Here is an 18,803-nt window from a genome sequence, read left to right on the forward strand (position 1 = left end):
GGCCGAGGCCCGTCGAGTCTCCGACAACGCAGCGAGGTGCGTGCCCGGGACGCGGGGGCCCCGAACAAGTTCCGTCGACGAGCACTTAGTCGCTAGCTGACCGGCTGCTCCGGCTGAGCGAGCCGGGCGAGGGCCTTCCGCACCAGCGCGCCGTCGTACGTCGTCCACATCGGCGGCAGGCTGGCCCGGAGGAACCCGCCGTAGCGTGCCGTCGCCAGCCGCGAGTCGAGCACCGCCACGACCCCGCGGTCGCTCGTCGTACGGATCAGCCGGCCGGCGCCCTGGGCGAGCAGGAGCGCGGCGTGGGTGGCCGCGACCTGCATGAAGCCGTTGTGGCCCTCGCGGTCGGCGGCCCGCTGGCGGGCGCTCATCAGGGGGTCGTCAGGCCGTGGGAACGGGATGCGGTCGATCAGCACCAGCTGGCAGGTGTCGCCTGGGACGTCGAGCCCCTGCCACAGGCTGAGCGTGCCGAACAGGCAGGTGTGAGGGTCGCTGACGAACTGCCGGGCCAGCTCGGGCAGCTGCGCCTCACCCTGGGCGAGCGTGGTCAGGTGGGGCAGCCGCTCGCGGATCGCCTCGGCCGCGGTCTCGGCGGCGCGCCGTGAGCTGAAGAGCCCGAGCGTGCGGCCCTCGGCGGCGTCGACCAGCGACGCGATCTCCTCGAGCTGGGCCTCCACCAGCCCGTCGCGGCCGGGCGGTGGGAGGTGGCGCGCGACGTACAGGATCGCCTGCCGGCCGTAGTCGAACGGTGAGCCGACGTCGAGGCCGACCCAGGGCAGCGCCTCGGCGCCGTCGCCACCGGGCGCTGCGGGATCACCGGTGGTGAGGTCGATACGTTCGGTGGTTCTGAGCCCCACCGAGGTGGCGATCGCGTTGAAGTCGCCGCCGAGCATCAGGGTCGCCGAGGTCATCACCACGGTCTTGTCGGTGAGCAGCTTGTCGCGCATCGGACCCCAGACCTCGAGCGGCGCGACGCAGAGCCGCGGGGGGATGCGGTCACCTCCCTCGCTCAGCCACAGCACGTCGAGCTCGGACCGGGCGGCCATCCGCTCGGCGGTGACGAAGACCTCCTGGACCGAGCCGCGGGCCTGGGTGCGACCGGCGTCGGGCTCAGCGGAGTCGACCTCCTTCGGGTACGCCGAGAGGCAGGCGCGGGCGGCGTCGCGGACCAGTGCCAGTGCGTCGGCGAGCATCTCCGGCACCTCGTCGAACCTGCCCGGTCGACACTCGGCGATCGCCGCGCCGAGGGCATCGCCCGCGTCGGCCAGGTCGTCGGCCGCGGAGGAGTCGGCGTCGCCGGACTCGACGTACCGGCGGGAGCGGCGCGACGCCCGGTCGACGTCGGAGGCGAGCAGCTCGTCCGTCGCGGCCTGGGTGACCCGGGCGACCACCTCGTGCGCCTCGTCGACCACGACGACGTCGTAGTCGGGGATCATCGGCACGCCCTCGATGGCGTCGATGGCCAGGAGCGAGTGGTTGGTGACGATCAGGTGGGAGCGGTGGGCCTCCTCGCGGGCGACCTCGACGAAGCACTCCTCGCCGAAGGGGCACCGCGCCGCCCCGAGGCAGTCGCGATGGCTGACGCTGACCTGGCGCCACTCGCGGTCGGTGTGGCGCGGGGCGCGGTCGCGCTCGCCGTTGCCGTCGTTCTCCGCCTCCTGCTCGGCCCAGGCCCGCAGCTCGAGGACCTTCTTGCCCAGCGAGCTGGGCCGCGTGCTCTGCGCGACCTCGACCAGGGTGCCCTGCTCGTCGTCGGGCATCCCCTCGCGGACCCGCTGGAGACAGGCGTAGTTGGAGCGACCCTTGAGCACGGCGTACGACGTGTCGACCTCGGGGTGGGTGCCGGCGACCGCCTCGACCAGCCGCGGGATGTCGCGCTCCACGAGCTGGTGCTGGAGGGCCAACGTGGCGGTCGCGACCACGACCCGCTGGTCGTGGAGCAGGGCCGGCACGAGGTAGGCCAGCGACTTGCCGGTGCCGGTGCCGGCCTGGACGACGAGGTGCCGATGGTCGGTCAGCGCGTCGGCGACGGCCTCGGCCATGGCGACCTGTCCGGGGCGTTCCTCCCCGCCGAGGGCCTCGACCGCCGTCCCCAACATGTCGGTGACGGGTAGACGGACGTCGGGCACTGGTGCACCCTATCCGCGACGGGGGACAACGGTTTCCGGGTGGAAACCTGCGTTGGGGAGGGCCCATCCGATGGGGGTGGGCGCGACGAAACCCGTGAGGGGGCTCGGGTCCCTGACCAGTTCATCGACCCGAAAAGGCGTTGGAATCACCGATGACCAGCATTCTCGTGATCGAGGACGATGCCTCGATCCGCGCCGCGCTGGAACGCGGATTGGCCGAACGCGGCCACACCGTGCAGACCGCGGCCACGGGCATCGCCGGCCTCGAAGCCGTGCTGGGCGACCGCCCCGATCTCGTGCTGCTCGACCTCGGCCTTCCCGACGTGGAGGGACTGATCGTGATCAGCATGATCCGGGCCGCCAGTACGGTCCCGATCATCGTGATCACCGCCGTCGACGACGACCCGACGATGGTCCGTGCCCTCGACTCCGGCGCGGACGACTACGTCGTGAAGCCGTTCCGGCTCGAGCAGGTCACCGCCCGCATCCGCGCGGTGATGCGTCGTACCCACCGGGGCGCCTCCACCGAGCCGATCCGCGTCGGCGAGCTGACCATCCACGAGCCGACGCGTACGGCGACCCTGGCCGGCGAGGAGCTGGAGCTGGCCCGCCGGGAGTTCGACCTGCTCCTCGCGCTGGCCGCGCGCTCCGGCGAGGTGGTCAGCAAGCGCACGCTGCTCGCGGAGGTCTGGCAGCAGGCCGACGGTGGCTCCGAGCGGACCGTCGACGTGCACCTGTCGTGGCTGCGTCGCAAGCTCGGCGAGACCGCGGCCCAGCCGCGCTACCTGGAGAGCGTGCGCGGAGTCGGCGTACGCCTGGTCGACCCGTCGGCCCAGCGCACCCGCAAGTCCTCCTGACGCCGAAGTGGGCCTTGTCCGCCCGCGAGGTGGGCCTTGTCCGGCCGCGAGGTGGGCCTTGTCCGCCCGCGAGGTGGGACCTGTCCGTCGGCCCGCGCGGGGAGCACCCACCTCGACGCCGGAGAACTCCCACTTCGGCGCTGGAGAGAGCCCACTTCGGCGGTTCAGATGGCGGCGAACGAGTCGGCAGCCGCGCCGAACACGACATCGCCGTGGCTGCCGGGTACGACGTGGAGGTCGCTGCGGGAGAGGCGGGCCTGCAGCCATTCCGCGTGCCCGAGCTCGGCCATGCGGTCGTTGTCGCCGTACACGAGCCGCACGGGCGTCAGGACAGCCTCCAGGTCGACATCCCAGTCGCGAAGCCACGACAGGTTGTCGCGTGACATGCCGGCCGACGTCGTGATCGCACGCCGGAAGTCGGCCTGGAACGCCTGCTTGAGGGCGGGGTGCCGGTCCAACCAGCTCTCCCCCGGTGGCGCCATCCTGCTCATCGCCTGGGAGAACTCCTCCTCCGACAACCCGCGGAGCTCGCCCAGGTCGGCATCACCGAGCGCGTCCATGACCCGCATCGCCTCCTCGACGTCGCCGTCCGCCGCCAGGTCGAGCGCGCGACGGTCGTCGTCCCCCAACACGTCCGGCTTCACCTCGGCGTAGGAGCCCGGTGAGGCGTGCACCCAGATCGCGCTCACGCGGTCGGGAGCCGCCGCCGCCGTGGCGAGCGCGAAGGGGCCACCACCGGAGCTACCCATCAGGGCGAAGCGACCCAGCCCCAGCTGGTCGACCAGCTCCAGCGTGTCCGCTGCCGTGGCTGCGAGACCCGGCCGGCTGACCGTGGAGTCGCCGTACCCGGGGCGGGTCGGTGCGACGAGGCGTAGGCCTTGGGCGCTTGCGGCGTCGGCCACGACTGCCGCCTGTCCCCCGGTCGCAGGCGTGCCGTGGAAGAAGAGCACCGGCTGCCCGGACGGTGCACCCAGCTCGGCGTACTCCAAGGCCCGCCCATCGGACAGCGTCAACGTCGTGAACACCGCACGAGCCTACGGCCGGGCCGGGCGACCGAGAAGGCTCAGACCGGGTACGCCGAGAGCTCGCCCGCGAGGTCGGCGTGGGCGCGGCCGCGCACGAACGTGCCGTCGCCGGTGTGCTCCAGCGACTCGATCTCGCCGTGCTGATGGAGCCGGTCGAGCAGGTCGCCGCGCGCGTACGGCAGGAGGGCCTCGAACTCGACCCCGGGCCGCGGCAGGTCGTCCTCGACCAGCATCAGCGCGTCGTCGATGCCCTCGCCGGTCTTGGCGCTGACCACGACCGAGTGCGGCTCGCGCTGCTTGATCCGAGCGATCACCAGCGGGTCGGCCGCGTCTGCCTTGTTGACGACGATGACCTCGGGGACCTTGTCGGCACCGATCTCGGCGAACACCTCGCGCACGGCCGCGATCTGACCCTCGGGATCGGGGTGGGAGCCGTCGACGACGTGCAGGATCAGGTCGGAGTCGGCGACCTCCTCCAGGGTGCTGCGGAACGCCTCGACCAGCTGGTGGGGCAGGTGGCGGACGAAGCCGACGGTGTCGGACATGGTGTACACGCGGCCGTCGCTGGTCGTCGTACGCCGAATCGTGGGGTCGAGGGTGGCGAACAACGCGTCCTCGACGAGCACCCCGGCGCCGGTGAGCCGGTTGAGAAGGCTGGACTTGCCGGCGTTGGTGTAGCCGGCGATCGCCACGCTCGGGATGTGGCGGCGACGGCGCTCCTGGCGCTTGGTGTCGCGGGTGCCCTTCATGTGGGCGAGCTCGCGACGTAGCTTGGCGATCTTGGTGTTGATGCGGCGCCGGTCGGTCTCGATCTTGGTCTCACCGGGGCCGCGGCCGCCGATGCCCTCGCCCCCGGCAGTCCGGCCGCCGGCCTGGCGGGAGAGGTTCCCGCCCCAGCCGCGGAGGCGTTGCTTCATGTAGTTGAGCTGGGCCAGCTCGACCTGAGCCTGGCCCTCCTTGCTCTTGGCGTGCTGGGCGAAGATGTCGAGGATCAGCGCGGTGCGGTCGACCGTCTTGACCTTGAGCCTGTCCTCCAGGTTGCGCAGCTGGCTGGGCGCGAGCTCGCCGTCGAAGATCACGGTGTCGGCGCCCGTGTGCCGGACTATCTCGCCGAGGCCCTCGACCTTGCCGCGGCCGATGTACGTCGCCGGGTCGGGCTTGTCGCGGCGCTGGTAGATCGCGTCGAGCACCTCCGACCCGGCCGTCTCGGCCAGGGCAGCCAGCTCGGCCATGGAGTTCTCGGCGTCCTCGACGCTGCCGTCGGTCCAGACCCCGGCCAGGACGACCCGCTCCAGCCGCAGCTGGCGGTACTCGACCTCGGAGATGTCCTCGAGCTCGGTGCTCAGACCGGCGACCCTGCGCAGTGCATACCGCTCGGCAAGGTCCTGCTCGCCCGCCGTCAGCTCGCCCAGGATCAGCTCGGGGTCGTCGTCGGCATAGCCCGACTCCCAGCCGTCGTCGTCGACGGCCGGGTCCCGGATGTCGTCCTGGATTTCGTCCTGGATTTCGTCCTGGATTTCGTCCTGGTCGTCCTCGAGGTCCCAACCGGCCGTCCCGGCCAGCTCGGAGTCGAGGGAGAAGTCTTCTCGTGCGTTCGTCATACGACTACCCAGCGTAGGTCGGCGCGCTCCCCCGTGCGAGCCGGTTTGCTCACGGCGTACGCCTGCGGCCGCTCGGGACGTCATACGTTCTGGCTGTTCTAGCGACCAGAACGTATGACGTCCCGGGCGGCTAGGTTGTGCCGGTGACCCCGACTGCCCCCACGTCAGCGCTGCCCGACCGTGCCCGCGTCGTCGTCATCGGGGGCGGCGTGATCGGGTGCTCGATCGCCTACCACCTCGCCCACGAGGGCTGGAGCGACGTCGTCGTGCTGGAGCGCGATCGGCTCACGAGCGGTACGACGTGGCACGCGGCGGGGCTGATGACCTGCTTCGGCTCGACGTCGGAGACGAGCACCGGCATCCGGCTGTACTCGCGTGACCTGTACGCCCGGCTCGAGGCCGAGACCGGGGTCTCGACCGGGTTCAAGCCGGTGGGGCTGATCGAGGCGGCGGCCGACACGGACCGGCTGCACGAGTACCGACGTGTCGCGGCGTTCCAGCGCCACCTCGGGCTCGAGGTCGAGGAGATCGGGCCGCAGGAGATGTCCGATCTCTTCCCCTGGGCGAGGACCGACGACCTGCTGGCCGGCTTCCACGTGCCCGGCGACGGGCGGGTCAACCCGGTCGACCTCACCCAGTCGCTCGCCCGCGGCGCGAAGAACCTCGGCGTCCGAGTCGTCGAGGGCGTGCGTGTCGACGACGTGCTGGTCGACGGCGGCGAGGTGCGCGGCGTACGCGTCGAGAGCGGCGACCAGATCGAGTGCGAGTACGTCGTGAACTGCACCGGCATGTGGGCCCGCGAGCTGGGTGAGAGGAGCGGCGTGGTGATCCCCAACCAGGCCGCCGAGCACTACTACCTGATCACCGACACCATCGACGGCATCGACCCGGACGCGCCGATCTTCGAGGACCCCGCGTCGTACGGCTACTACCGCGAGGAGGGCGGCGGGATGATGGTCGGCCTCTTCGAGCCGCACGCCGCCGCGTGGTCGGTCGACGGCATCCCCCGCACGGCGAGCTTCACCACGCTCAAGCCCGACTGGGACCGGATGAGTCCGTTCCTGGAGCGGGCGATGACCCGGGTACCGGTGACGCTCGAGGTCGGCGTGCGGACCTTCTTCTGCGGACCCGAGTCGTTCACGCCCGACCTGATGCCGGCGGTCGGCGAGGCTCCGCACATCCGCAACTACTTCGTCGCCGCGGGCATGAACTCCGTCGGCGTGCTGTCCGCCGGCGGCCTCGGCCGGGTGCTGGCGCACTGGATCATCGCCGGCCTGCCCGACGTCGACGTCACCGCGTGGGACGTCGCACGCTTCCGGAAGGACCAGCTCGAGCCGGCGTACCGACGTGAGCGGACCACCGAGATCCTCGGCACGGTGTACGCCGCGCACACCCCGGGCAAGCAGCTGCACACGATGCGCGACCGGCGGCTCTCCCCCGTCCACGACCGACTCGTCGCCAATGGCGGCCTGATGCGCGAGGTCTCGGGCTGGGAGGGTGCCGACTGGTTCGCCGGACCGGGCCTCACGCCCGAGGCCGAGCCCACGTGGGGCAGGGCGCCGTGGTTCGACCGGTGGGAGGCCGAACACCGCACCGTCCGCGAGGGCGTCGGGCTGATGGACATGTCGTTCATGGCGAAGTTCTCCCTCACCGGCTCCGAGGCCGGCGCCGTGCTCGACCACCTGTCGGCGGGCGACGTGAACGGCGAGCCCGGCTGGATCACCTACACCCAGTGGCTCAACGACGACGGCCGGATCGAGGCCGACCTCACCGTCTCGAAGCTCGCCGACGAGCAGTTCTGGGTGGTCGCCTCCGACACCGCGCACGGCCACGTCGCCGCGATGCTCGACCGCGCGGCGCGCGGCCGCGACGTACGCATCGAGGACGCGACCACGGACTTCGCGCAGCTCAACCTCCAGGGCCCGCTGTCGCGCGACGTACTGGCGAAGCTCACCGACTCCGATCTGTCGACCGACGTGTGGCCCTTCCGCGGTGTCCGCGCAATCGACGTCGCCGGCGTCCCGGTCACCTGCGCACGGATCACCTACCTCGGCGAGCTCGGCTACGAGCTGTACGTCGCGGCCGACCGGGCGCTCGAGCTGTACGACGCGCTGGCGGCCGGCGAGAGCGTGCAGCCCGTGGGTCTCAAGGCGCTCGCGAGCCTGCGGATGGAGAAGGCCTACCGCGACTACGGCCACGACATCGACAACACCGATTGTCCATTGGATGTCGGGCTCGGGTTCGCCGTCGCGTGGGACACCGACTTCTGCGGCAAGGAGCCTCTGCTGGAGCGCAAGGCGGCGTTCCCGTCGACCCAGAGGCTGGTGCAGATCAGGCTCGACGACCCCGAACCGCTGCTGTACCACGCCGAGCCGGTGCTCCGTGACGGCGAGGTCGTCGGCTACGTCCGCGCTGCGTCGTACGGGTGGACCCTGGGCGCCTCGGTCGGCCTCGCCTTCCTCAGTGCCGATCAGAAGGTCACCAAGGACTGGCTCGACGCCGGCACCTGGGAGGTAGACATCGCCTGCGAGCGGTACGCCGCGGAGGTCTCGCTGCGCCCGATGTACGACCCCACCAGCGCCCGCGTGCGCGGCTGACCCTCGGGACGTCATACGAAGTGGTCGTTCTAGCGACCAGAACGTATGACGTCCCGACACTCAGAGGGTGATCACCAGCTTGCCGCCGACGCGGCCGGCCCCGAGGCGGCGGTGGGCGTCGGCGATGCGCTCGATCGGGTAGGTGTCGGTGATGTGCGGGCGCACCCCGGCGGCGACCTCGGCCGCGAGCTCGTAGAGCCGGTCCCGGCCCGCGCGCATCAGGACGCCGTGCAGGTCGATGTTGCGGTCGAGGGCGAGGTCGAGGTCGCCGGTGAGATCCACGATGGTGGCCGCGTGGCCGCCGACGCGCACGTGGGGCAGCGAGGGCTCGAGCTGACCGCCGACGAGGTCGACCACCGCGTCCAGGTCGTGGCCCAGCTCGCGGGCAGCGGCGGCAGCGGGGACCGGGCCGGACCGGTCGAGCCAGATGTCGACGCCGAGCTCCTCGAGCCGACGGCGTTCGTCCGGGCGCGACGCGGCCGCGACATGCAGCCCGAGCCCGCGGGCCATCTGGACGAGGAGGTGCCCGACCCCGCCGGTCGCACCGTGGACGAGCACCCACGACCCCGCCTCCAGCGGCATCCGCTGCATCACTTGAAGCGCGGTACAGCCCGCCATCGGCAGCGCGGCCGCGACGATCGGGTGGAGCTCGGGCGGTCGGGGCGCGACGTACTGACGGGGTACGGCGACCTGCTCGGCCAGCGCCCCCCGCGTCGTACCCTGCACCGGCAGCAGCGCCCAGACCGGTTCGCCGGTCTCGACGACGAGCCCGGCGAGCTCGTACCCCACGACGTACGGCGGACTGATCCCGGCCCAGGACGGGTCGGCGCGGTTGCCCAGGTCGACCGGGTTGACCCCGACGGCCTCGACCTCGACGACGACCTCACCCTCGCCGGCGTTCGGGTGAGGGACATCGACCAGGGTCAGCGCCTCGGGTCCGCCCGGGTGCTCGACGACGACGGCGCGCATCTCAGGCCGTCACTTCGGCGGCATCCGGATGCCGCCGTCGACGCGGACGACACTGGCGTTCAGGTACGAGTTCCGCAGGCACTCCAGGACCATCGAGGCGAGCTCGTCCGGCGCCCCGAGACGCTTGGGGAACAGTACCGACTCCCCCAGCCGTGCCTTGAGCTCCTCGGCCTGCTCGCCCTCGCCGTAGATCGGGGTATCGATCAGGCCCGGCGCCACGGTGTTGACCCGTACGGCGATCGCGGCCAGGTCGCGTGCGACCGGGAGGGTCAGGCCGACGATGCCGCCCTTGGAGGAGGAGTACGCCGCCTGCCCGATCTGGCCGTCGAACGCCGCGACACTGGCCATGTTCACGATCGCGCCGCGCTCGCCGGAGTCCAGCGGCTCGAGGCGCGACATCGCGGTGCCGGCGATCCGGATCATGTCGAAGGTGCCGATCAGGTTGATCGCGATCACCTTCTTGTAGAGCTCGAGGTCGTGTGCCGAGTCGTAGCTGCCGTCGCGTCCGACCGTGCGGGCGGCCGGGCCGATGCCGGCCGAGTTCACCAGGATCCGCAACGACCCGAGCTCGCTCGCCCGATCCACAGCGGCCTGCACCTGGGCGGTCTCGGTGACGTCGACGTGCGCGAACGCCCCGCCCAGCTCGTCGGCCAGTGCCTGGCCCTTGTCGTCCTGCACGTCGGCCACGAGCACCGTCGCCCCCGCCCCGGCGAGCTGCCGGGCGACCGCGGCGCCGATCCCCGAGGCGGCGCCGGTGACGATCGCGGCGGACCCTGAGATCTCCATGGGCAGACCCTAGCCACCGCCGAGGTGGGAGTTCTCCGGGCCCGAGGTGAGAGTTCTCCGGGCGCGACGAAGTGGATCTCCCCAACTGCTCAGCCGGACTACGCCCACTTCGACAGGGGACCAGCCCCACTTCGGCAGCGGAGAACTCCCACTTCGGCGGGTCAGAGGGAGGTCGTACCCCGGGCGACGATGACAGCGGGGCCGGTGAGAGAGACGCGGCCCTCCTCGTCGCGCGACACCTCGAGCTCACCACCAGGTACGTCGACCCGCCACCGCCCAGGTCCGTCACCGGCCGCGGCCACGGCCGCGGCACAGGCACCGGTGCCGCAGGACCGGGTCTCACCCGAGCCGCGCTCGTGGACCCGCATCGCGATGTGGTCAGGCCCACGGCGTACGACGAACTCCACGTTGACGCCGTCGGGGTAGAGGTCCGCGTCGTACGACGGCTCGTCGTACAGGTGGCCGGCCTCGGCAAGGTCGTCGACCATCACCACCGCGTGCGGGTTGCCGACGACGACGTGGATCGCCGGCCACGACCGATCCCCCACCGACACCTTGGTCTCGCCCAGGATCGTCGCGGGTCCGAGGTCGGCGCTGAAGAAATCGCCGTGCCGGGTCACGGTCTTGACGCCGTCGCGGGTCGAGATCCGGACGGGCTCGTCCGCCGGCACCAGCCCCTCGTCGTACAGATGCCGAGCGAAGACGCGGATGCCGTTGCCGCACATCTCGGCAAGCGACCCGTCGGCGTTGCGGTAGTCCATGAACCAGCCCGAGGACGCGCGGACCACCCGGAGGACGCCGTCCGCGCCGATGCCGGAACGGCGGTCGCACAGAGCGCGCACGCGTGATGCCGGCAGGTCACCATGCACCGATCCGTCGTGGTCGGACAGCAGCACGAAGTCGTTCTCCGTGCCGTGGCCCTTGAGGAACGGGTAGCTCACCTCTCCAGTGTGGCCTACGGACCGGGGGTGCGAAGCCGACGGGCCACCGGCGCTATCACCAGGAGCAGGAGGACCGAGGCGGCGAGCACGACCTCCACGGGTGCGGGGCCACCGGTGGCCCCGCCCAGCTGCAGGAACACGGTCCCGACGAGGGCCGACCCCACCCCCAGCGCCATCTGGGTCGTGGTGATCAGGACGCCGCCACCCATCCCGGCGTGGTGAGCGGGCACCGACGCGAGGATCGTGCCGTAGAGCGGCACGACGAGCATGCCCTGCCCCGCGCCGAGCACCAGCAGCGGAAGGGCCAGCTGCCAGGAGGAGAACCCCGGCCAGGTCGCGTGCAGCACGACGGCGAGCGAGGCCAGGCCGATCGCGGCGACCACCGCACCGCGCTGCATCAACCCGACCGGGTCGCGCTGCGCCATACGGCTTCCGACCAAGGACGAGGCGAGGAAGGTCACCGCGAACGGCGTCAGCGTCCAGCCGATGCCCAGCGGGTCCATTCCGGCCGCGACCTCGGCGGCGAGTGCGAACACGAACATGAAGCCGCCGAAGACCGCGAAGAAGATCGCGCCCATGGTGAGGCCACTCGTCATCGCGCGGGTCCGGATCAGGCTGGGCGGCACGAGTGCATCGCGGCCCCGGCGCTCCATGCTCGACTCCCACCACCCGAACGCCCCGAGCACCGGGACACACGCCGCCAGCATCGTCCACGTCCACCAGGGCCATCCGGCGGCGCGGCCCTCGGTGAGGGGCAGGACGACCAGGACGACCGCGACCGACAGCAGTGCGGTGCCGACCACGTCCACCCGATGAGGATGCTCGGCGCGCGACTCCGGCACCCAACGCAACGCGAGGAGGGCAGCTGCCACCAGCGGTACGTCGAGCCAGAAGGCCGCGCGCCAGCCGAGCCCGGCGGGGTCGGCCGTCACCAGGACCCCGCCCACCATGAACGCGACGCAGGTCGCGATCCCCGCCATCGCGCCGAACCACGCCATCGCCCTCGCCCGGGCCGCCCCTGCGGTCCTGGCCTGGATCGTCGAGAGCACCTGGGGTGCGACAAGGGCGGCACCCAGCCCCTGGGCGATCCGGGCTGCCACCAGCAGGCCTGCGGACGGGGCCAGCGCGCACCACACCGAGGCCGCCCCGAACCACACCAGCCCGATCCGGAGGACGCGGCGCCGGCCGAGGTTGTCACCCAGCCGCCCGCCGAGCACGACCGTGCTGGCGTAGGCCACGCCGAAGGCGGCGACCACGAGCTCGAGGACACTCGCGCTGGCGTGCAGCTCATTCTCCAGAGAGCCGAGCGCCACGGTGACGACGAAGAAGTTGAAGACCTGGAGCCCGTAGGAGACCAGCACGGCGGCGAGCCCGAGCCCCCCGAGGTCGGTCGGGCCGCCCGTGGGCCGAGCGAGATCCGCCGTCGTCCCGGACATCACCGAGGTGCTCATGGCTCGACTGTGGCGCGGGGCGAGGGGGGTATCCAGAGTCGGGTTATCCAGGTACCAGCCGACCCTGGCTCACCGGGTCGGGTCGATCTACCGTGAAGGAATGAGCAGAGCAGCGCGTGAACGGCGCGCCGAGCTCGCGTCGTTCCTCCGGGCCCGGCGCGAGCACATCACACTCGAGGACGTGGGCCTTCCCGGCGGTGGCAGGCGCCGTACGCCGGGGCTACGACGCGAGGAGGTGGCGCAGCTCGCCGGGGTCGGCGTCACCTGGTACACCTGGCTCGAGCAGTCCCGCGACATCAACGTCTCGGCCCCCGTGCTCGACGCCATCGCCCGGGCACTGCGGCTCGACCAGCGCGAGCGGGCCCACCTCTTCACCCTGAGCGCGACCGTCGACCTCGAGGCCGAGGCTCGGCGCTGCTCGGCGCTGGCTCCCGGCTACCAGCTCTTCCTCGACCAGCTCGACCCCTTCCCGGCGGTCGCGCTCTCGTGGCGCTACGACATCCTCGCGTTCAACACGGCGTACCGGTTCCTGCACGGCGACCTCGAGGAGATACCGCCCGAGGAGCGGAACTTCCTCTGGTTGTTCTTCACCCACCCCGACTACGTCGACTTCGTCGAGGACCGCGACGGCGGCGCCAGGCTCGCGGTCGCGAGGCTTCGCACCCACGTGGCCTCCCACCTCGGCGATCCGCTCGGCCAGGAGCTGGTCAGCCGGCTGCTCGCCGCGTCGCCGTTCTTCGCCGAGATCTGGTCGCAGCACGACGTCGCCCGCAACGACCCCGGCTACAAGGTCTTCCCGAGCTCGGTCGGCAGGCTCCGGATGCTGCCGCACCGGTTGCTCCATGCCGAGGGCGACGGCTGGACGATGGTCTACACGCCCGCCAACGAGCAGACGGCCCTGCAGCTGCCGCGGCTGCTCTCGCGCGAGCCGCAGGCGGCGAGCGCCTGAGCCGGACAACCCTCACAACGACCCGGTCAGCCCCGGGCCCTCACGGCCCCCTCCGCCAGGTCGACCCGGTCCGGGTCGTCCCACCCCACCCAGACCACGCGCGGGTCCTTGCGGAACCAGCCGTCCTGCCGACGCGAGAAACGGCGGGTCGCGGTGGTCGTCTGCTCGATCGCCTCGTCGAGGGACGTCTCGCCGGCCAGGTACGACGCGACCTCGCGGTAGCCGATCGCGGTGCGGGCGGTGCGGCCGTCGGGGAGACCGGCGTCGAGGAGGCGTCGTACCTCGTCGACGAAGCCGGCCTCGAACATCGCGCGCACCCGCTGCTCGATCCGCGGGTCGAGGGTCGGTCGGTCGATGTCGATGCCGATCTGGATGCTGTGTGGGTCGACGTACTCGTGCTCGGGGAGCTGTGCGCTGAAGGGCCGGTCCGTGATCTGGACGACCTCCAGCGCCCGGACGATCCGGCGGCCGTTGTCGGGGAGGATCCGGGCAGCGGACTCCGGATCGGCCTCCACGAGGCGGGCGTGCAGAGCGGGCGCGCCGACCCGGTCCAGCTCGGCCTCGAGCTCGCGGCGTACGACGGGATCGGTGCCGGGGAACTCGAACCGGTCGAGCACCGCCCTCGTGTAGAGCGCCGAGCCGCCGACCAGGACGGGCGTACGACCCCGACCACGGATCTCGGCGACCACCGCGCGTGCCCGGCCCTGGAACTCCGCGACCGTCAACGGCTCGGTGACGTCGAGCAGGTCGAGCAGGTGGTGCGGGATGCCGCGGCGCTCGGACTCCGGGACCTTGGCGGTGCCGATGTCCATCCCGCGGTAGACGGCCATCGCGTCGGTGTTGACGATCTCGCCACCCAGTCGCTCGGCCAGGTCGAGCGAGAGACCGCTCTTGCCGGCCGCGGTCGCCCCCACGACCGCCACGATCGGCGGGACCGCCGCGCTCGACATGCGGGTCAGTCTGGCAGCCGCGGACCCGGCTTTCGGGTCGGCCTACTGTGGTGTCATGGCGGGGATCCGCGAGGACGAGTTCGACGAGGATCTCGGGCCCGACGATGCCAGCTACGACCCGGCCCCGCCGTACTGGTTCCAGGGCACCCGGATGCCCGACGAGGCGTGTCGGATCGGGCTCACCCACCACGTGCCGGACGGCGCGCTCCTCGACTTCGCGGGCCGGCTGGACTCGTCGCGGACCTACCACCGGGTCGTGGCGTGGGTGATGCTCGCAGTGTTCGGGATGCCGGTGGTGTTCTACGTCATCCGACTGGTGCAGGACCTCGGGATTCACTGATCGCGTCCGCGCTAGCGTGGACGCACTGGCCGTCAGCGGGCGGCCCGGACCTGGAGGTGGAGATGGGATTCCTCGACGACGCGAAGAAGCAGGTCGACGAGCACGCGGACCAGGTCGACGAGGGCATCGAGAAGGCCGGTGACCTGGTCGACGAGAAGACCGGCGGCAAGTTCGAGGGCCAGGTCGACAAGGCCCAGGAGGCCCTGGAGAACCAGACCGGCGACCACTGACCACCGCGAGTGATCGAGCGCTTCGTCGTCGTCCCGGCGTCGTATGTCTTCTTGCTCCGGCCGGGCACCGGGGATGGCGACGAAGTGCTGCTCCAGCTCCGGCAGAACACCGGCTACATGGACGCCCACTGGGCCGCCGCGGCAGCCGGACACGTCGAGCGCGGCGAAACGGCGTACGACGCAGCCGCGCGGGAGGCGCGCGAGGAGATCGGCGTCGACGTCGACGACCTGTCCTTCGTGACCTCGATGCAGCGCACCCGGCACGCCGAGCTGGTCGACGAGCGGATCGACTTCTTCTTCACCTGTCGCGCCTGGACCGGCGAGCCGCGCATCGTCGAGCCGGCCAAGTGTGCGGGCATGGACTGGTTCCCGCTGGACGCGCTCCCGGAGAGGGTGGTCCCGCACGAGCGCTTCGTTCTCGACCGGCTGGGTACGGGAGTGGAGAGCTACACCACGTTCGGCTTCTGACCGAGGCGCGCCGGCCCGACGGGGCGATGGAGGGAGAGAACAGAAATGGTGACCGACCTGGGCGAGCAACCCACCCCGGAGACCGAGCCGTCCGAGCCCCCGCCGGGCGGCGTGGACGCCGTCGAGGACGCCGAGTACGAGCCGGATCCTCTCGTGCCCGACCTCGTGGGCGTGGGGAACACCGCGTCGAAGGAGGAGGTGCCCGAGGAGATCACCGAGCCCGAGGTGATCGACCGGGGCGCCGGTACCGACGGCGCGAGCGAGCCCGAGAAGGAGGCGCCGGTATGAGCGGACCCGAAGATGGCACCGGGAACGAGCAACCCACGGAGCTCGTGGACTCCAGCCCCAACGCCGGCGGCCCCGACCGCGCCGCCGGCGGGATGGGTGTGAGCAGCGAACGCGTCGGGCCCACCGGAGGCGGCGCCGAGTCGACGGACGGCGAGCGCGACACGTCGGCTCCCGACCACCGCGACGACGTGGGCGACGTGATCGGCTCGGACGCGGAGAGCAGCGCAGAACCCGAGAAGAACCCGGAGGGGATCGCCCCGAAGGCCGGCTACCCCTCGAAGGACCCCCGCAGCGAGGACACGCCGTACCAGGACGCCTGATCTCGCCCTTCGGTCGGCACCAGGATCCTCAGGCGCAGACGCTGGGCTCGAGCGGGGGCGGCGGCGTCCCGATCGTGGGCATGCCGAGGCCAACCGCGGTCGCGGGTGTCGCGCGCGACTCCCAGGCATCGCCGGAGCGGGTACGACGGTGGTTCAGCAACGCACCGTCGGCGACCAGGTGGTGTGGCGCCGCGTAGGTGACCTCGACCTCGACGAGGTCGCCGGGCCGGATGGTTGCCTCCCCGGGTGCCAGGGCGCCTTCCTCGACCGGCGGGGAGGTGAAGTGGACGAGGCGGTTGTCGCGGGCGCGGCCCGTCATCCGGTGGGTCGCGGCGTCCTTGCGACCCTCGCCCTCGGCGACGAGCAGCTCGACGCGTGAGCCGAGGAGCTTCTGGTTCTCCGCCCACGAGATCTCGTTGACCGATTCGACAAGGCGCTCGTACCGCTCGCGGACGACCTCGGGCGGGATCTGGTCGGGCATCGTCGCCGCCGGCGTGCCGGGGCGGATGGAGTACTGGAAGGTGTACGCCGCGGCGAACCGCGCCTCGCGCACGACCTCGAGGGTCTGCGCGAAGTCCGCCTCGGTCTCACCCGGGAAGCCGACGATGATGTCGGTCGACAGCGCGGCGTCGGGCATCGCGGCGCGGACGCGCTCGATGATCCCGAGGTACTTCTGGCGCCGGTAGGAGCGCCGCATCGCCCGCAGCACCCGGTCGGAGCCGGACTGCAGGGGCATGTGCAGCTGGTGCATCACGTTGGGCGTCTCGGCCATCGCCGCGATCACGTCATCGCGGAACTCCGCGGGGTGCGGGCTGGTGAAGCGCACCCGCTCCAGTCCCTCGACCTCGCCACAGGCACTCAGCAGCGAGGAGAACGCCCGCCGGTCGCCGAACTCCACGCCGTACGCGTTGACGTTCTGCCCGAGGAGGGTCACCTCGCTGACGCCCTCGTCGACCAGGGCGCGGACCTCCGCCAGGATGTCGCCGGGCCGGCGGTCCTTCTCCTTGCCACGCAGGCTCGGGACGATGCAGAACGTGCAGGTGTTGTTGCAGCCGACGCTGACGCTCACCCAGGCGGCGTACGCCGACTCGCGGCGGGTCGGCAACGTCGAGGGGAACACCTCCAGGGACTCGAGGATCTCGACCTGTGCCTCGTCCTGCACCCGCGCCCGCTCGAGGAGGACCGGCAGCGAGCCGATGTTGTGAGTGCCGAAGACGACGTCGACCCAGGGCGCCCGCTTCGTGATCGTGGCGCGGTCCTTCTGCGCGAGGCAGCCGCCGACCGCGATCTGCATGCCGGGCCTCTTCGCCTTCACCGGCGCCAGGTGGCCGAGGTTGCCGTACAACTTGTTGTCGGCGTTCTCCCGGACCGCGCAGGTGTTGAAGACGACGACGTCGGCCTGCTCCCCATCGGGGGCCGCAACGTACCCCGCCTCCTCCAACAACCCGGTCAGCCGCTCGGAGTCGTGCACGTTCATCTGACACCCGTAGGTCTTGACCTCGTAGGTGCGCGCGCCGGACGACTCGATCGTGCTGCTCATGACAGTCGCCAAGCGTACGGCGGCGCCAGGTGCGACCCGAATCTCCGGTGATGGCGCTGCGGCGTACGACGACGCAGGGCACGCTGGCGCAGCTGATCGGGAGGTCGGGCGCGGTGCTCGCCTCGGCCTTCGCGGAGAACGACGGGACGGTCCTGCTGCAGGCGGACGTCGACCGGTCCGAGCCGTTCGCCCGTGCCGAGGTAGGTCGCGCGCCCGGTGTCGGCCGTGCCCTGGTGTCTCGGGCGCGACAGCGCGACCCTATAGTCCCCAGGGTGTCTCCGACCTGGATGCGACGCGAGATCGCCGAGCAGGGCGAGGCCGTCGCGGCCACGCTGGAGGAGGTGCGCCGGCGGGCCGAGCAGGTGCGCGAAGCGGTCGTCGGCCGGCGCCGGATCCTCTTCGTGGCTCGCGGTTCCTCCGACAACGCGGCGGTGTACGGCCGCTACCTGGCCGAGACCCAGCTCGGCGTCCCGGCCGCTCTGGCCGCGCCCAGCGTGGCCACCCACTACCACGCGCGGGTGGACCTGTCGGACACGCTCGTCGTCTCGATCTCCCAGTCCGGGCGGACCGAGGAGATCGTCGAGGTCCAGCGCTGGGCCCGCTCGCTGGGGGCGGCCACGGTCGCGATCAGCAACGATCCGGACAGCCCGCTGGCCACCGAGGCCGACGTACCCCTGACCACGCAGGCCGGGGCCGAGCGAGCGGTTCCGGCGACCAAGTCCTACTCCTCCCAGCTGGCGGCGCTGGCCGGGATGGTGGCGACGTTCGAGGGTGGTGCGGTCCTGTGGCCGCTTCTCGAGCGAGCCCCGGCCGAGCTGAGCCGGCTCGAGTCGGCGGAGGAGGGTGTGGCGGCCGCCGTCGACGCCCTCGCATCGACCGACGAGACCCTGGTGACCGGTCGCGGGCTGGCCTTCGGCACCGCACTCGAGGTCGCGTTGAAGCTGGAGGAGACCTGCCTACGACCGGTCCGCGGCCTGTCCTACGCCGACCTGCGGCACGGGCCGATCGCCGTGGTCGGACCCGGGCTCACGGCGGTCGTCGTGGCAGCCCAGGACGGACCCATGCTCGGCGCCCTCGTCGAGCTGGCGCGGGACCTCACCGCGCGGGGCGCTCGGGTGCTGGCGGTCGGCGGGGACGCCGCACTGGCGGGCGTGGCGGCGTACCACCTCCCCGGCCCCGACCTCCCCGAGCCGGTCGCCCCCCTCGGCCTGATCGTCCCCGCCCAGCTGGTCGTGGAGTCCCTGGCCCGCCGCCTCGGCCTCGACCCCGACGCCCCCCGCGGGCTCTCCAAGGTCACCACCACCGACCCGTCGTGACGGGGTAGTCCCTGACAAAACCGTTCCGATCCGGGCGATTTCCGAA

The 18,803-nt window shown here is 71.8% G+C and carries 18 protein-coding genes; 9 read left to right on the forward strand and 9 right to left on the reverse strand.

Annotated features, from left to right (window positions below; genetic code table 11):
* Nucleotides 1-92: 92 nt before the first annotated feature.
* Nucleotides 93-2,099 carry an ATP-dependent DNA helicase gene (locus VGJ24_RS03805; RefSeq protein WP_331499188.1) on the reverse strand — a complete coding sequence of 669 codons (2,007 nt, stop codon included), beginning with the start codon at nucleotides 2,097-2,099 and terminating at the stop codon, nucleotides 93-95.
* 182 nt (nucleotides 2,100-2,281) lie between these two features.
* Here VGJ24_RS03805 and VGJ24_RS03810 point away from each other — a divergent pair, with 182 nt between their 5' ends.
* On the forward strand, nucleotides 2,282-2,986 hold the full coding sequence (locus VGJ24_RS03810; RefSeq protein ID WP_331499162.1) for a response regulator transcription factor: 705 nt from the start codon (nucleotides 2,282-2,284) through the stop codon (nucleotides 2,984-2,986).
* Nucleotides 2,987-3,150: 164 nt separating this feature from the next.
* Here VGJ24_RS03810 and VGJ24_RS03815 read toward each other — a convergent pair whose 3' ends face one another.
* Together VGJ24_RS03815 and hflX are read right to left on the reverse strand one after the other, a co-directional pair.
* On the reverse strand, nucleotides 3,151-4,011 hold the full coding sequence (locus VGJ24_RS03815) for an alpha/beta hydrolase (RefSeq protein ID WP_331499163.1): 861 nt from the start codon (nucleotides 4,009-4,011) through the stop codon (nucleotides 3,151-3,153).
* A gap of 38 nt (nucleotides 4,012-4,049) precedes the next feature.
* Nucleotides 4,050-5,612: a GTPase HflX gene (gene hflX, locus VGJ24_RS03820; RefSeq protein ID WP_331499164.1), complete on the reverse strand. Its 1,563-nt coding sequence runs from the start codon at nucleotides 5,610-5,612 to the stop codon at nucleotides 4,050-4,052.
* Nucleotides 5,613-5,755: 143 nt separating this feature from the next.
* On the opposite strand from hflX, the gene VGJ24_RS03825 reads away from it, so the two are divergent.
* Nucleotides 5,756-8,209, forward strand: a complete 2,454-nt coding sequence (locus tag VGJ24_RS03825; protein WP_331499165.1) for an FAD-dependent oxidoreductase — start codon at nucleotides 5,756-5,758, stop codon at nucleotides 8,207-8,209.
* Nucleotides 8,210-8,269: 60 nt separating this feature from the next.
* Here VGJ24_RS03825 and VGJ24_RS03830 read toward each other — a convergent pair whose 3' ends face one another.
* From VGJ24_RS03830 to VGJ24_RS03845, 4 genes are all read right to left on the reverse strand, one after another.
* A complete protein-coding gene (locus tag VGJ24_RS03830; RefSeq protein WP_331499166.1) occupies nucleotides 8,270-9,178 on the reverse strand; it encodes an NADP-dependent oxidoreductase in 909 nt (302 codons plus the stop codon).
* Between the two features lie 9 nt (nucleotides 9,179-9,187).
* Nucleotides 9,188-9,964, reverse strand: a complete 777-nt coding sequence (locus VGJ24_RS03835) for an SDR family NAD(P)-dependent oxidoreductase (protein ID WP_331499167.1) — start codon at nucleotides 9,962-9,964, stop codon at nucleotides 9,188-9,190.
* A gap of 161 nt (nucleotides 9,965-10,125) precedes the next feature.
* Nucleotides 10,126-10,905, reverse strand: a complete 780-nt coding sequence (gene dapF / locus VGJ24_RS03840) for a diaminopimelate epimerase (protein WP_331499168.1) — start codon at nucleotides 10,903-10,905, stop codon at nucleotides 10,126-10,128.
* A gap of 14 nt (nucleotides 10,906-10,919) precedes the next feature.
* Nucleotides 10,920-12,356, reverse strand: a complete 1,437-nt coding sequence (locus VGJ24_RS03845) for an MFS transporter (RefSeq protein WP_331499169.1) — start codon at nucleotides 12,354-12,356, stop codon at nucleotides 10,920-10,922.
* Between the two features lie 100 nt (nucleotides 12,357-12,456).
* Between VGJ24_RS03845 and VGJ24_RS03850 the strand changes: the two genes are divergently transcribed.
* Nucleotides 12,457-13,305: a helix-turn-helix transcriptional regulator gene (locus tag VGJ24_RS03850; RefSeq protein ID WP_331499170.1), complete on the forward strand. Its 849-nt coding sequence runs from the start codon at nucleotides 12,457-12,459 to the stop codon at nucleotides 13,303-13,305.
* 26 nt (nucleotides 13,306-13,331) lie between these two features.
* On the opposite strand, the gene miaA is transcribed toward VGJ24_RS03850, so the two are convergent.
* The gene (miaA, locus tag VGJ24_RS03855) at nucleotides 13,332-14,255 is read right to left on the reverse strand and encodes a tRNA (adenosine(37)-N6)-dimethylallyltransferase MiaA (protein WP_331499171.1); all 924 of its coding nucleotides are present in this window, start codon (nucleotides 14,253-14,255) and stop codon (nucleotides 13,332-13,334) included.
* A gap of 55 nt (nucleotides 14,256-14,310) precedes the next feature.
* On the opposite strand from miaA, the gene VGJ24_RS03860 reads away from it, so the two are divergent.
* The 5 genes from VGJ24_RS03860 to VGJ24_RS03880 all read left to right on the forward strand — a co-directional run bounded on the left by VGJ24_RS03860 (nucleotide 14,311) and on the right by VGJ24_RS03880 (nucleotide 15,901).
* Entirely contained in the window at nucleotides 14,311-14,595 is a 285-nt protein-coding gene (locus VGJ24_RS03860; protein WP_331499172.1) for a hypothetical protein, read from the forward strand.
* Between the two features lie 62 nt (nucleotides 14,596-14,657).
* Nucleotides 14,658-14,825 (forward strand): antitoxin, encoded by a 168-nt coding sequence (locus VGJ24_RS03865; RefSeq protein ID WP_331499173.1) that lies wholly within the window; start codon nucleotides 14,658-14,660, stop codon nucleotides 14,823-14,825.
* Nucleotides 14,826-14,834: 9 nt separating this feature from the next.
* Nucleotides 14,835-15,293, forward strand: coding sequence for an NUDIX hydrolase (locus VGJ24_RS03870; protein ID WP_331499174.1), 459 nt, complete (start codon nucleotides 14,835-14,837; stop codon nucleotides 15,291-15,293).
* Between the two features lie 45 nt (nucleotides 15,294-15,338).
* Complete coding sequence (locus VGJ24_RS03875) at nucleotides 15,339-15,581, forward strand: hypothetical protein (protein WP_331499175.1); 243 nt, start codon at nucleotides 15,339-15,341, stop codon at nucleotides 15,579-15,581.
* Nucleotides 15,578-15,901 carry a hypothetical protein gene (locus tag VGJ24_RS03880; protein ID WP_331499176.1) on the forward strand — a complete coding sequence of 108 codons (324 nt, stop codon included), beginning with the start codon at nucleotides 15,578-15,580 and terminating at the stop codon, nucleotides 15,899-15,901. Before VGJ24_RS03875 ends, VGJ24_RS03880 begins: the two co-directional genes overlap by 4 nt.
* Before the next feature lie 28 nt (nucleotides 15,902-15,929).
* On the opposite strand, the gene miaB is transcribed toward VGJ24_RS03880, so the two are convergent.
* Entirely contained in the window at nucleotides 15,930-17,441 is a 1,512-nt protein-coding gene (gene miaB, locus VGJ24_RS03885) for a tRNA (N6-isopentenyl adenosine(37)-C2)-methylthiotransferase MiaB (protein ID WP_331499177.1), read from the reverse strand.
* Between the two features lie 29 nt (nucleotides 17,442-17,470).
* On the opposite strand from miaB, the gene VGJ24_RS03890 reads away from it, so the two are divergent.
* On the forward strand, nucleotides 17,471-18,757 hold the full coding sequence (locus tag VGJ24_RS03890) for an SIS domain-containing protein (protein ID WP_331499178.1): 1,287 nt from the start codon (nucleotides 17,471-17,473) through the stop codon (nucleotides 18,755-18,757).
* Nucleotides 18,758-18,803: the final 46 nt, after the last annotated feature.

The sequence above is a fragment of the Nocardioides sp. genome (genome assembly GCF_036493135.1).
GTDB lineage: Bacteria > Actinomycetota > Actinomycetes > Propionibacteriales > Nocardioidaceae > Nocardioides.

Excerpts from the sequence above, each read along its gene's own strand:
- VGJ24_RS03860 (WP_331499172.1), top strand. The coding sequence starts at position 14,311 with ATGGCGGGGATCCGCGAGGACGAGTTCGACGAGGATCTCGGGCCCGAC.
- VGJ24_RS03835 (WP_331499167.1), bottom strand. The coding sequence starts at position 9,964 with ATGGAGATCTCAGGGTCCGCCGCGATCGTCACCGGCGCCGCCTCGGGG.
- VGJ24_RS03875 (WP_331499175.1), top strand. The coding sequence starts at position 15,339 with ATGGTGACCGACCTGGGCGAGCAACCCACCCCGGAGACCGAGCCGTCC.
- VGJ24_RS03810 (WP_331499162.1), top strand. The coding sequence starts at position 2,282 with ATGACCAGCATTCTCGTGATCGAGGACGATGCCTCGATCCGCGCCGCG.
- VGJ24_RS03845 (WP_331499169.1), bottom strand. The coding sequence starts at position 12,356 with ATGAGCACCTCGGTGATGTCCGGGACGACGGCGGATCTCGCTCGGCCC.
- miaA (WP_331499171.1), bottom strand. The coding sequence starts at position 14,255 with ATGTCGAGCGCGGCGGTCCCGCCGATCGTGGCGGTCGTGGGGGCGACC.
- VGJ24_RS03805 (WP_331499188.1), bottom strand. The coding sequence starts at position 2,099 with ATGTTGGGGACGGCGGTCGAGGCCCTCGGCGGGGAGGAACGCCCCGGA.
- VGJ24_RS03865 (WP_331499173.1), top strand. The coding sequence starts at position 14,658 with ATGGGATTCCTCGACGACGCGAAGAAGCAGGTCGACGAGCACGCGGAC.
- VGJ24_RS03850 (WP_331499170.1), top strand. The coding sequence starts at position 12,457 with ATGAGCAGAGCAGCGCGTGAACGGCGCGCCGAGCTCGCGTCGTTCCTC.
- VGJ24_RS03880 (WP_331499176.1), top strand. The coding sequence starts at position 15,578 with ATGAGCGGACCCGAAGATGGCACCGGGAACGAGCAACCCACGGAGCTC.
- miaB (WP_331499177.1), bottom strand. The coding sequence starts at position 17,441 with ATGAGCAGCACGATCGAGTCGTCCGGCGCGCGCACCTACGAGGTCAAG.
- hflX (WP_331499164.1), bottom strand. The coding sequence starts at position 5,612 with ATGACGAACGCACGAGAAGACTTCTCCCTCGACTCCGAGCTGGCCGGG.
- VGJ24_RS03830 (WP_331499166.1), bottom strand. The coding sequence starts at position 9,178 with ATGCGCGCCGTCGTCGTCGAGCACCCGGGCGGACCCGAGGCGCTGACC.